General features: G+C 66.9%; 10 protein-coding genes and 1 tRNA gene. 8 read left to right on the forward strand and 3 right to left on the reverse strand.

Features of this window, described 5'->3' with window-relative positions; all coding sequences use genetic code 11:
- The first annotated feature begins 17 nt into the window (after positions 1–17).
- Positions 18–1,466 carry a pyruvate kinase gene (pyk, locus tag GZ64_RS0104935; protein WP_021200591.1) on the forward strand — a complete coding sequence of 483 codons (1,449 nt, stop codon included), beginning with the start codon at positions 18–20 and terminating at the stop codon, positions 1,464–1,466.
- 79 nt (positions 1,467–1,545) lie between these two features.
- The gene (locus GZ64_RS0104940; protein WP_029265364.1) at positions 1,546–2,232 is read left to right on the forward strand and encodes an esterase/lipase family protein; all 687 of its coding nucleotides are present in this window, start codon (positions 1,546–1,548) and stop codon (positions 2,230–2,232) included.
- 22 nt (positions 2,233–2,254) lie between these two features.
- Here the strand turns inward: GZ64_RS0104940 and GZ64_RS0104945 are convergent, their stop codons facing one another.
- Both GZ64_RS0104945 and GZ64_RS0104950 read right to left on the reverse strand, forming a co-directional pair.
- Entirely contained in the window at positions 2,255–3,514 is a 1,260-nt protein-coding gene (locus GZ64_RS0104945; protein ID WP_029265365.1) for an alpha/beta fold hydrolase, read from the reverse strand.
- Between the two features lie 82 nt (positions 3,515–3,596).
- Positions 3,597–3,679 (reverse strand) — tRNA-Leu (locus GZ64_RS0104950).
- A 100-nt stretch (positions 3,680–3,779) separates the two neighbouring features.
- On the opposite strand from GZ64_RS0104950, the gene GZ64_RS0104955 reads away from it, so the two are divergent.
- Positions 3,780–4,400 carry an ANTAR domain-containing response regulator gene (locus tag GZ64_RS0104955; protein ID WP_017830602.1) on the forward strand — a complete coding sequence of 207 codons (621 nt, stop codon included), beginning with the start codon at positions 3,780–3,782 and terminating at the stop codon, positions 4,398–4,400.
- Positions 4,401–4,402: 2 nt separating this feature from the next.
- On the forward strand, positions 4,403–4,978 hold the full coding sequence (locus GZ64_RS0104960) for a GNAT family N-acetyltransferase (RefSeq protein ID WP_231479827.1): 576 nt from the start codon (positions 4,403–4,405) through the stop codon (positions 4,976–4,978).
- On the opposite strand, the gene GZ64_RS0104965 is transcribed toward GZ64_RS0104960, so the two are convergent.
- Complete coding sequence (locus GZ64_RS0104965; RefSeq protein WP_021200587.1) at positions 4,953–5,381, reverse strand: hotdog fold thioesterase; 429 nt, start codon at positions 5,379–5,381, stop codon at positions 4,953–4,955. The genes GZ64_RS0104960 and GZ64_RS0104965 overlap by 26 nt on opposite strands.
- A gap of 45 nt (positions 5,382–5,426) precedes the next feature.
- On the opposite strand from GZ64_RS0104965, the gene polA reads away from it, so the two are divergent.
- From polA to GZ64_RS0104985, 4 genes are read left to right on the forward strand one after another with little or no spacing between them, the layout of a single operon-like run.
- Entirely contained in the window at positions 5,427–8,060 is a 2,634-nt protein-coding gene (polA, locus tag GZ64_RS0104970; RefSeq protein WP_029265367.1) for a DNA polymerase I, read from the forward strand.
- Positions 8,061–8,101: 41 nt separating this feature from the next.
- Positions 8,102–9,778: a DUF885 domain-containing protein gene (locus GZ64_RS0104975; RefSeq protein ID WP_029265368.1), complete on the forward strand. Its 1,677-nt coding sequence runs from the start codon at positions 8,102–8,104 to the stop codon at positions 9,776–9,778.
- Between the two features lie 54 nt (positions 9,779–9,832).
- Positions 9,833–10,867 (forward strand): LLM class flavin-dependent oxidoreductase, encoded by a 1,035-nt coding sequence (locus GZ64_RS0104980; protein WP_029265369.1) that lies wholly within the window; start codon positions 9,833–9,835, stop codon positions 10,865–10,867.
- Positions 10,868–10,914: 47 nt separating this feature from the next.
- Positions 10,915–12,267 carry an MFS transporter gene (locus tag GZ64_RS0104985; protein ID WP_029265370.1) on the forward strand — a complete coding sequence of 451 codons (1,353 nt, stop codon included), beginning with the start codon at positions 10,915–10,917 and terminating at the stop codon, positions 12,265–12,267.
- Positions 12,268–12,293 lie beyond the last annotated feature (26 nt).

Consider the following 12,293-nt stretch of genomic DNA (forward strand, 5'->3'; position numbering starts at 1 on the left):
CTACCCTGGAGAAATCTTTGAGACGCGCGAAAATCGTCGCCACCCTGGGCCCCGCCACCTCCACCTATGAGACGGTGCGCGCACTGATCGATGCGGGGGTGGATGTCGCTCGACTGAACCTCAGCCACGGCGACTACTCCGTGCACGAGAACAACTACGCCAACGTGCGTCGTGCCGCAGAAGACGCCGGCCGTGCCGTCGCCATCCTCGTCGACCTGCAGGGCCCGAAGATCCGTCTCGGCAAGTTCGAGAACGGCCCCTACGAACTCGCCAAGGGCGACATCTTCAAGATCACCACCGAGGACATCATCGGCAACAAGGACATCAGCGGGACGACCTTCAAGGGTCTGCCGCATGACGTCAAGCCGGGAGACTTCCTCCTGATCGACGACGGCAAGGTCCGGGTCGAGGTCGTCGAGACCGACGGCGTCACCGTCACGACCAAGGTCATCGTCGCCGGTGCCGTGTCCAACAACAAGGGCATCAACCTGCCCGGCGTCGCCGTCAACGTCCCCGCGCTGAGCGAGAAGGACGAAGACGACCTGCGCTGGGGTCTGCGCATCGGTGCCGACCTGATCGCCCTGTCGTTCGTGCGCAACGCCGCCGACGTCGAGCGTGTGCACGAGATCATGGCGGAAGAGGGCGTCCGCGTCCCTGTCATCGCCAAGGTCGAGAAGCCGCAGGCCGTCGACGCGCTCGAAGAGATCGTCGACGCGTTCGACGCGATCATGGTCGCTCGTGGCGACCTCGGTGTGGAACTTCCGCTCGAGGCCGTGCCGATTGTGCAGAAGCGCGCCGTCGAGATCGCGCGTCGCATGGCCAAGCCGGTCATCGTCGCGACGCAGATGCTCGAGTCGATGATCAGCAGCCCGGTGCCGACCCGCGCCGAGACCTCGGATGTCGCGAACGCCGTGCTCGACGGCGCGGACGCGGTCATGCTGTCGGGTGAGACCAGCGTCGGCGACTACCCGGTGGTCGTCGTCGAGACCATGGCGCGGATCATCGCGTCCACGGAAGAGCACGGCTTGGAGCGCATCGCGCCCCTCACGACCAAGCCCCGCACCCAGGGTGGTGCCATCACGCTTGCTGCTCTCGAGGTCGCCGAGTTCGTCGACGCGAAGTTCCTCTGCGTGTTCACCCAGTCGGGCGACTCCGCGCGTCGTCTGTCGCGCCTGCGCTCGCGCATCCCGATGATCGCGTTCACGCCCGAGCCGGGCATCCGTCGCCGTATGGCGCTGACCTGGGGCATCCGTTCGACCCTGGTCGACATGGTGCAGCACACCGACCTGATGTATCACCAGGTCGACGAGTATCTGCTCGGTAACGGTCTCGCCGAGGAAGGGGACAAGGTCGTCGTGATCTCCGGCTCCCCTCCCGGAATCGTCGGATCGACGAACGACCTTCGTGTGCACAAGGTCGGCGATGCGATCCGCGGTGCAGCTCCGATCTACAAGGCCGGCGTCTGACGCACAGCATCCAGAGGGGGCGGGACTTCGGTCCCGCCCCCTCTGTCATGCGCATCGGGTAGTTTTCACTCATGGAGCCGTGGTGTCGTCGGAGGAGCCTGTCATCGGCGTGCTGAAGAACGCGGGGTGGTGGATCGCCGACTACGTGTACGCCGGGTACTGGCAGGTGCGCGCGATGTTCGGCCGCACCGATCCGGCATCCTTCGCATCCGGGAGTGCTGCGCACATCATCGTCCTTCCGGGCGTCTATGAGACGTGGCGGTTCCTGCAGCCGCTCGTCGCCGCCATGCACGACCGCGGGCATCCGGTCCACATCGTCGATACGCTTCACCGGAATCAGCGACCGGTGGCGGACATGGCGCGAGCCGTGGAGGCGTTCCTGACGGAGAACGGGCTCGACGATGTGATCCTCGTCGCCCACAGCAAAGGGGGTCTCGCGGGAAAGGTCGTGATGACGGGTCCCGCGGGCGAGCGAGTGCGTTCGATGCTCGCGATCGCGACCCCGTTCGGGGGTTCGCGCTATGCCCGGCTCATGCTGTCGCGGACTCTGCGGGAGTTCTCACCGGAAGACCCGTCGATCGTGAGCCTCGCGCAGCAGCTCACGGTGAACGAGCGGATCGTGTCGGTCTATGCGGCGTTCGACCCCCATATCCCGGAGGGGAGCGAACTCGCCGGAGCCAAGAACGTCCGCCTCGACACGGGCGGGCACTTCCGGATCCTCGCGAATCCTCGGGTCTTGGCGGAACTCGCGGTCCTCGCGGAATAGTTCGTCGCCGAGGATCAGAAGGTCACCGGCAGCCGTCAGCCTCTGCGCGGTCTCCGTCCAGCGTCGGGAGCCACAGCAGCAGGTCCGGCAGGGAGGCATAGGCGGCGAGGCCATGGCTGACGCCGGGGTAGCGGTGGAACGTCACCTCGGCGTTCTGCGTGCACAGCAGCTTCACGTAGCCCTCGGTCGCGCTCGGCAGCACGAGTTCGTCGGCTTCTCCCTGGCCGACGAAGACGGGCACTCTGAGGGGACTGTTCCCCGCACTGTTCTCCCGCAGCATCGTCTGCCACGGCTCGGTCGTGGCGGGGTCGCTCCGAACATACCCGCCGACCAGCGGGTCGGCGATCGCGTGGATCTCCTCGTTCTGCGTGAGCAGGCACAGCGCGGCCATGTCCGGCGTCGCCTTCAGCCCGGCGGGCGTGAGGATGTCTGTGATCTCTGTGGCTCCGTACTGCTCGGCGTAGGCGGCCTCGTAGGCCGGGACGGCGAAGGAGGCGATCGTGACGCCGGAGAGGTTCACGATGTCGTCGGTCATCAGCGCGTTCAGGTTCGCTGCGGGGGCCGCCACAGCGACACCTTCGATCGTGAGCTCGTGCGCGTACTCCGCTGCACGTTCCGCAGCGAAGAGCACAGCCTGCCCGCCTTGCGAGTGTCCCCACAGCACGACCCGGTCGCTCACGTGTGCGTCGTCGATCCGTCGCGCCGCCCGGACGATGTCGAGCACACTGTTGGACTCGGGCACGCCGAGCAGATACGACGACGCGCCTTCGACGCCGAGCCCCGGATAGTCGGTGGCCACGACCGCGTAGCCCTCGGCGAGCAGCTCATGCATCCCCTCGATGTACTGGAACGGATCCAGGCCGCGTGAAGGCGCACACGTCGATGCCGCACCGGTGGTGGGATGGCCCCAGGAGATCACGGTGCGTCCGCCCTCGGGAGCAGGCCCGTCCGGGACGATCACCACGCCGGAGACAGGGATGTCTGCCCCCACGAGATCGCGGGAGTGGTAGATCACGCGCCACGCGACGGCGCCCACGGGTGCGCTCTCGATCGACTCGATGCGGATGATCTCGCCCGGATCTTCCCGGGGCGGGGGAGAGGGGAGGGTGTAGAACGCGGGATCCGCTCGGGCTTCGTCCTGCTCGGCGAGCGTTCTCCGTGTCACCTCGGTGGCGAGGAGCATGAGAGCCACGGCGAGGACGGCGCCGATGACGATGAGGGCACGGCGCCGACGTCGCGGACGCGCAGCGTGTGCGGCAGGCAGGTCGTCGCCTTCGTGCATAAGGACTTTCTAGCGCACGGGGCCGTTTCGAGGGAGGGGCCGGTGGGCGCGGAGGAGACGATGGAGGGAGTCTCATCGAGGGTGCCGGCGGTGGGACTCGAACCCACACGCCCTTTCGGACAAAGCATTTTGAGTGCTCCGCGTCTGCCATTCCGCCACGCCGGCTCGTGTGTCGCGTTTACGACTTTAGCGCAGGCGAGGCGCGTGAACGTCCGCGCCGAGCGCCTAGGGCCTGTGGACAGGGGCACTCCACTAGGATGGTTGTGTGACAGAGCAAGAAGAGCAGGCTGAGCAGCCCACGTCATCCGCACCCCGACGCGTCGTCGTCGCCGAAGATGAGTCGCTGATCCGTCTCGACATCGTCGAGATCCTCCGCGACAACGGCTTCGATGTCGTCGGTGAGGCCGGTGACGGAGAGACCGCTGTCGCTCTGGCGACCGAGCTGCGTCCCGACCTGGTCATCATGGACGTCAAGATGCCTCAGCTCGACGGCATCAGTGCCGCCGAGAAGCTGCACAAGGGCAACATCGCCCCCGTCGTCCTCCTCACGGCATTCAGCCAGAAGGAGCTCGTCGAGCGTGCCAGCGAGGCGGGTGCTCTCGCGTACGTCGTGAAGCCGTTCACCCCGAACGACCTCCTGCCCGCGATCGAGATCGCGCTGGCCCGCCACGAGCAGATCATCACGCTCGAGGCCGAGGTCGCCGACATGGTCGAGCGCTTCGAGACCCGCAAGCTCGTCGACCGCGCCAAGGGCCTCCTCAACGAGAAGATGGGCCTGAGCGAGCCCGAGGCGTTCCGATGGATCCAGAAGGCGTCCATGGACCGCCGTCTGACGATGCAGGACGTCGCCAAGGCGATCATCGAACAGCTCGCTCCCAAGAAGTAGCGGTGGACGCCGGGATCCTCCGGCTCGATACCGAGCACATCCTGCGGCCCGTACGGCGGGGCGATGGCGCTGCGCTCTCGCGCGCCTATCTCGCGAACCGCGAGCATCTCGCACCGTGGGAACCCACCCGAAGCGAGGCGTTCTTCTCCGTCGACTCGCAAGAGCAGCATGTGCAGCAATGCGTGGATGATGCGGCCTGTGGCCGTAGCATCCGCTTCGTCATCGAATCCGATGACGGAGAGATCCGCGGACGGATGAACATCAACAACATCGTCCGTGGCGCGTTCTGGAGCGCCGACCTCGGATACTGGGTCGACAGGTCGAGGCTGCACCGTGGGCTCGCGAGCCGCGGGGTCGCGCAGATCATCGAGTACTCGCGCGCGGAACTGCGCCTCCATCGGCTGCAGGCGGCGACGCTGCTGCACAATCTCGGGTCACAACGGGTGCTGCTCGGAAACGGCTTCGAGCGCATCGGTATGGCGCCGAAATACCTCCGCATCGCGGGGGAGTGGCAGGACCACCTGCTGTTCCAGCGACTGCTGGAGGAACCGCTCAGCGCTCGGCGGGAAGGTCCTTGATCATGTTGGTGATGCGGATCGTCGAGCAGCGGCGCCCCTGATCGTCCGTGACCACGATCTCGTGAACGGTGATGCTCCTGCCCAGGTGCACGGGCGTGCACACTCCCGTGACGACGCCCGAGGTCGCCGAACGCGTGTGCGTCGCGTTGATGTCGACACCGACGGCGAGTCGGCCGGCACCGGCGTGCAGGTTCGCCGCCATCGATCCGAGGGATTCCCCGAGCACCACGTAGGCGCCGCCGTGCATGAGTCCCACCGGCTGGGTGTTGCCTTCGACGGGCATGGTCGCGACGCAGCGCTCGACGCTGAACTCGACGAACTCCATGCCCATCTTCTCGGCCAGAGCACCCATTCCACGGGCCGTGGCCCAGTCGAGTCCCTCGCTCATCGCGACGTCGCTCATGCATCCTCCTCAGCGGGTGTCTGTCGTCCTCGTTAGGCTGACAGGGTGACGGACTCCGCAAAGCCTACCCTCATGGTCGTCGACGGCCACTCGCTCGCCTATCGTGCCTTCTTCGCCCTCCCGGTCGACAACTTCACGACCAAGGACAATCAGCACACCAACGGCATCTACGGCTTCCTGTCGATGCTGGTGAACCTCATCAAGGCCGAGCAGCCGACGCATCTGGCGATCGCCTTCGACACCTCGCGTCATTCGTTCCGCACGGATGAGTACCCGGAATACAAGGCGACGCGGTCGGAGTCGCCGCAGGAGTTCAAGGGTCAGATCCCTCTCCTTCAGGATTGCCTCGCCGCGATGTCCATCCCGGTCCTGACGAAAGAGGGGATCGAGGCCGATGACATCCTCGCGACCCTCGCGTCGCAGGGCGCGGAGCAGGGCTTCGAAGTGCTCGTCGTCTCCGGCGACCGCGACACCATCCAGCTCGTCAACGACGATGTCACTCTGCTGTACCCGTCGGTGCAGGGTGTCTCCCAGCTTAAGCGCTACGACCCGTCCACCGTTCAGGAGCGATACGGGGTGCGACCAGAGCAGTACCCCGACATCGCGGCACTCGTCGGGGAGACGAGCGACAACCTCCCCGGCGTGCCGAAGGTCGGCGAGAAGACCGCGGTCAAGTGGCTCACGCAGTTCGGCTCGCTCGATGAGCTGATCGCCCGTGCCGATGAGATCAAGGGCGTGGTCGGCGGCAACCTCCGCGAACACATCGAGGACGTCCGTCGCAACCGCAAGCTCAACCGCCTGCTCACCGACGTCGAGCTTCCGGTCGGCCCCGCCGATCTCGCGGTGGCACCGATCGATCCGCAGGCTGTGCGTGACATCTTCGCGCGCCTCGAGTTCCGCACCCTGTTGCCTCGCGTGTTCGAGGCCGTGGGCGCAGGCGAGGTCGCCGACGACCCCGCATCCGTCGTCGTCCTTCCCGTCCCCGCTGAGGTGACGCCGACCGATCTCGCCACGTGGGCCGCGGCCCAGGAAGGCGACGTCTCTCTGCGCATCACGACCCAAGGCGGGGTCCCCGTGCGCATCGGTGCCGCCACGCTGACCGAGCTCCGCGAGACCGACTGGGCAGACGCCGCCGCCGAAGCGTTGCGCGGATGGATCGAGTCCGACGCGCCGAAGGTGCTCCACGACGCGAAGCCGCAGGTGAAGGCGCTGATCCGCCAGGGCGTCCGCCTCGGCGGGCTCGCCTACGACACGAGCCTGGCTGGCTGGCTGCTGCGCCCCAGCTTCCCCGACAAGACGCTCTCCGATCTGGTCGAACGCTACCTCGGCGAGAAGCTTCCCGAGGCCGATCCGACGCAGCTCGTCCCCGAGACGGAGGGGGCCACCCCGTCGCAGGAGGCATGGTTCGCGCTTCGCGTCGCCGATGCGCTTCGCGAAGACATCCCCGAGCCGGTCGCCGCGGTCCTGGTCGACATCGAGCTCCCGACACTGCTCACCCTCGCCGATATGGAGGTCGCGGGCGTGGCGGTTTCTCACGACGTGCTGTCGACGTTCTCCGGTGAGCTCGCCACCCGAGCCGAAGGGCTCGCGCAGGAGGCGTTCTCCGTCGTGGGACGGGAGTTCAACCTCGGCTCGCCCAAGCAGCTCCAAGAGGTCCTGTTCGAAGACCTCCAGCTCCCCAAGACCCGCAAGACCAAGACCGGCTACTCGACGGATGCCGCGGTGCTGGCCGACCTGCAGGAGAGCAATCCCCATCCCTTCCTGAGCCTTCTGCTGCAGCATCGCGAAGCCACAAAGCTGCGCCAGATCATCGAGTCGCTCGACACGGCCATCGGCGACGACCACCGTGTGCACACGACCTATGTGCAGACCGGAAGCCAGACCGGTCGTCTCTCCAGCACCGATCCGAACCTGCAGAACATCCCGGTGCGCACCGAGGAATCTCGCCGCATCCGCAGTGCTTTCGAAGTCGGCGAGGGGTACGAGTCTCTGCTCACGGCTGACTACTCGCAGATCGAGATGCGCATCATGGCGCACCTGTCCGGTGATGAAGGATTGATCGAAGCGTTCAACAGCGGAGAAGACCTTCACCGCTTCGTCGGCGCGCGGGTGTTCGGCGTCGAGCCGAGCGACGTCACTGCGGCCATGCGCACCAAGGTGAAGGCCATGTCGTACGGTCTCGTCTACGGCCTCTCCGCCTTCGGGCTCTCCAAGCAGCTGCGTATCGAGCAGTCCGAGGCCAAGCAGCTCATGGTCGAGTACTTCGCACGTTTCGGCGCCGTGCGCGACTATCTGCGGGCCTCGGTGATGAAGGCGAAGGAGGTCGGCTACACCGAGACGATCTTCGGTCGCCGTCGCCCGTTCCCTGACCTGGCGAGTCCGAACCGGGTGCTGCGCGAGAACGCCGAGCGTGCGGCGCTCAACGCTCCGATCCAGGGCAGTGCGGCCGACATCATGAAGATCGCGCTTCTGCACATCCACGACGATCTCCGGTCCGAGCAGCTCTCCTCTCGCGTGCTGCTGCAGATCCACGACGAACTCGTGGTCGAGGTCGCTCCGGGGGAGTGGGATGCCACGGAGCGGATCGTGCGCGCCCGGATGGGGGATGCGGCCGAGCTCTCGGTGCCGCTCGACGTGCAGGTCGGACGCGGCCGCGACTGGAACGAAGCGGCGCACTGAGACCCGGCGGCGAGAGGGGGTCGGGGATTAGGCTGGCAGCTATGACTTCAGCTCCCCGCACTCCCTCCGCCATCGACGCCGTCGCCGATGAATGGGTCGACACGATCGCGGTACTGGCGCCCACTCTCGGGACCTACATCGGCCGCGACGAGGTGAACGATCGCTTCGGTGACCTGAGCCCCGCGGGGCAGGAAGAGATCGCCGCTGCGACTCGCGCGACACTCGACAGGCTCTCGGCCCTCGAGCCCGTCGACGCGATCGACGAGGTGACCAAGACCGACCTGGGCGCGGAGCTGCGTCTCGATCTCGAGTTTCACGACGCGAAGTGGCATCTGCGCGATCTCAACGTCATCGCCTCGGCGGCGCAGGATGTGCGTGCGGCCTTCGACCTGATGCCGACCGCGACAGTCGAGAACTGGGATGTGATCGCGACGAGGCTCGCCGCTGTTCCCGACGCCCTCCGTGGCTACGTCGAGACGCTGCGCACCGGTATCGCCGAGGGGGTGACGCCGGCACGTCGTCAAGTGATCGAGGTCGCGACGCAGATCGACCGTTACACCGCGGATGACGGATTCTTCGCCGCGTTCGTCGCGGAGGCCGACCCCGAAGAAGGCCAGCTGCCCGCCTCGCTCGCGCGTACTCTCGCCGACAACTCCGCCGCCGCACGCGTCGCGTACGACGAGCTGCGCCGCTTCCTCGCGGAGGAACTCGCCCCCGCCGCCGGAGAGGTCGACGCCGTCGGACGCGACCTGTACGCGCTCAACTCCCGTCGCTTCCTCGGGGCGACGATCGACCTCGACGAAACTTACGAGTGGGGCCGCGAAGAGCTCGCGCGCATGGTGGCGGAGCAGACCGCGATCGCGAATGAGATCCTGCCGGGGGCCTCCGTCGAAGAGGCCGTGGCCCACCTCGAAGCCGACCCTGCCCGCAAGCTCGTGGGCACCGACGCTCTCCAGAAGTGGATGCAGGAGACGAGCGATCGCGCGGTCGCCGAACTCGGAGCCTCCCACTTCGACATCCCCGAGGCGATCCGCACGCTCGAGTGCATGATCGCGCCCACCCAGGAAGGTGGCATCTACTACACGGGCCCGACCGACGACTTCTCGCGTCCCGGTCGTATGTGGTGGTCCGTTCCCGAGGGCGTCACGGAGTTCGACACCTGGCGAGAGCTCACCACCGTCTTCCATGAGGGCGTGCCGGGTCACCACCTGCAGATCGCCCAGGCCGTGTACAACCGGGCCGAGCTCAACTCCTGGCGCCGGCTGTTGGCCGGCACCTCGGGCCACGCCGAGGGGTGGGCCCTGTACGCCGAGCGTCTGATGGAGCAGCTCGGCTACCTCGACGATCCCGCCGATCGACTCGGCATGCTCGACGGACAGCGTATGCGGGCGGCCCGTGTGGTGCTCGACATCGGCGTACACCTGGGCAAGCCACGTCTCGATGGCACGGGAGTGTGGGATGCGGAGTACGCACTCGACTTCATGCGTCAGAACGTGAACATGTCGGATCAGTTCGTGCAGTTCGAGGTGAACCGCTACCTCGGCTGGCCGGGGCAGGCTCCGTCGTACAAGGTCGGTCAGCGCATCTGGGAGCAGGTGCGTGACGGCGTCCGTGCGGCGGAGGGCGACGCCTTCTCCTTCAAGGGCTTCCACAAGCGCGCGCTCGACATGGGTGGGGTCGGCCTCGACACGCTGCGCAGCGCGCTGCTTCCGCGCTGACGGGAATGCGATTCGATCGCCGCGTGTTCATTCACCTGAATAGAGAGGGATGACATGGGCATCGAATTCGGGCTGGACACCTTCGGGGACATCACGAGGGACACAGACGGAGAGCTCCTCACCGGAGCGCAGACCATCCGCAACGTCGTGGAGCAGGCAGAGCTCGCTGACACGGTGGGCGTGGACTTCTTCGGGGTGGGGGAGCACCACCGCGCCGAGTTCGCGGTGTCCGCGCCGGAGATGGTGCTGGCCGCGATCGCGGCTCGCACGGAACACATCCGACTGGGCACCGCGGTGACCGTGTTGTCCTCCGACGATCCGGTACGCGTGTTCGAACGCTTCTCGACGCTGGACGCGCTTTCGGACGGTCGCGCCGAGGTCGTTCTCGGGCGCGGATCCTTCATCGAGTCTTTCCCCCTGTTCGGCTACGACCTCCGCGACTACGACGCACTGTTCGAGCAGAAGCTGGAGCTGTTCGTCGAGCTGCTCAAGGAAGAGCCCGTGACATGGTCGGGCACGATGCGGGCGTCGCTCGACAACGCGAACGTGTTCCCCAAGACCGAGAAGGGTCTTCGCACGTGGGTTGGCGTGGGCGGCAGCCCGGAATCCGTCGTGCGGGTCGCTCGTCACGGGCTCGGGCTCATGCTGGCGATCATCGGGGGACCGGCCCATCGGTTCAAGCCGTTCGTCGACCTCTACCACCGCTCCGTGGCGTCGTTCGGCACGACCTCGCACCCCGTTTCCGTTCATTCGCCGGGCCACATCGCCGAGACCGACGCGGAGGCCTGGGACGCGGCGTACTCCGGCTTCGAGGCGATGAACAACACCATCGGCCGCGAGCGCGGCTGGCCGGCATACAGCCGCGCGCGTTTCCAGAACGATGTCGGTCCGGAAGGGGCGATCTATGCGGGCTCACCGGATCGAGTCGCCGCGAAGATCGCCGACACGATCACGACCTTGGGTCTCGGACGGTTCGACCTGAAGTACGCGACAGGTACCCTGTCGCACGAGTCGATGATGCGCAGTATCGAGCTGTACGGCACCGAAGTGATCCCTCGGGTGAAGCGGATCCTCGGCGCGCAGGACTGACGATATCGCGTGCGGGGCGTCCGGCGCTCGGCTCTACGATGAGGAGCATGGCCAACACCGCCCTGCCGAGCCGCTCATCGCTGGCCGAGCGCCTGGACGTCCTGCCGTTCACGCGTCGACACCTCCGGCTGCTCACCGGATCCGGGCTCGGATGGGCCCTGGACGCGATGGATGTCGGTCTGATCTCCTTCATCCTCGCGGCCCTCACGCAGCAGTGGGGACTGACCAAGGGCGAGGCGGGGTGGATCGCCTCGGTCGGTTTCATCGGGATGGCCATCGGTGCGACGCTCGGCGGTCTGCTGGCCGATCGCTTCGGTCGCCGCCAGGTGTTCGCACTCACCCTGCTCGTGTACGGCATCGCGACCGGGGCCAGCGCGCTCGTCGGCGGAATCGCAGCACTCCTCGTGCTGCGATTCCTCGTCGGGCTTGGTCTCGGTGCCGAGCTCCCGGTCGCGTCGACCTACGTGAGCGAGTTCGCTCCTGCTCGAATCCGCGGTCGTCTGATCGTCGTGTTGGAGGCCTTCTGGGCGCTCGGATGGACGGCAGCCGCCGTCATCGGGTTCCTGGTCATCCCGGCGTCCGACGACGGTTGGCGCTGGGCCTTCGCGCTCGGCGCGATTCCTGCCGTGTATGCCCTGTTCGTGCGGTGGCGGATGCCCGAGTCTCCGCGATGGCTCGCCTCGCGTGGACGCATCGCGGAAGCTGAACGAATCGTCTCGGCCTTCGAGGCTGATGCCGGTGTGGGGACGGCCCCGGCCATTCGGAAGGAGCCGGCGTCCCGCGCGATCGCGGTCACGGCTCGGGCCCGCCTCACCACGCTCTGGAACCCCGAGTTCCGCCTGCGCACCCTCTGCCTCTGGGTGGTGTGGCTGGGCGTGAACTTCGCCTATTACGGCGCGTTCATCTGGATTCCGAGCATCCTCGTGGACGCCGGGTTCGATCTCGTCCGCTCGTTCGGATTCACACTGATCATCACGCTCGCGCAGCTTCCGGGATACGCGGTCGCCGCGTGGCTGATCGAGGTCTGGGGGCGACGGCTGACCCTGTCGGTGTTCCTTCTGGGGTCGGCCGTCTCGGCTGTGATCTTCGGCACGGCCACGACCGAGGGGGCGATCATCGCTGCGGGTATGGCTCTGTCTTTCTTCAACCTCGGTGCCTGGGGCGCGCTGTACGCCGTCACGCCCGAGATCTATCCGACGTCGTTGCGGGGAACGGGCGCGGGCTGGGCCGCCGGGGTCGGCCGCATCGCGTCGATCGTGGCGCCGCTTTCCGTACCGGTCCTTCTGATCGCCGGTGGGGCTCCGCTGCTGTTCGCCGTGTTCGGCGTGTGCTTCCTCGGTGCGGCCGCCGCAGCATGGGGGCTCGTCGATCGGGGTGGTCAGGCTCTCGACGACCGTTGACGCCGCGCGTCGTGAGCCGCAATAGG

This window comes from Microbacterium sp. Cr-K32, from assembly GCF_000708345.1.
GTDB classification, from domain to species: domain Bacteria; phylum Actinomycetota; class Actinomycetes; order Actinomycetales; family Microbacteriaceae; genus Microbacterium; species Microbacterium maritypicum_A.

Coding starts and splice junctions, on each gene's coding strand:
- GZ64_RS0104945 (WP_029265365.1), bottom strand. CDS start 3,514: ATGCACGAAGGCGACGACCTGCCTGCCGCACACGCTGCGCGTCCGCGA.
- GZ64_RS0104965 (WP_021200587.1), bottom strand. CDS start 5,381: ATGAGCGACGTCGCGATGAGCGAGGGACTCGACTGGGCCACGGCCCGT.
- GZ64_RS0104975 (WP_029265368.1), top strand. CDS start 8,102: ATGACTTCAGCTCCCCGCACTCCCTCCGCCATCGACGCCGTCGCCGAT.
- GZ64_RS0104980 (WP_029265369.1), top strand. CDS start 9,833: ATGGGCATCGAATTCGGGCTGGACACCTTCGGGGACATCACGAGGGAC.
- GZ64_RS0104985 (WP_029265370.1), top strand. CDS start 10,915: ATGGCCAACACCGCCCTGCCGAGCCGCTCATCGCTGGCCGAGCGCCTG.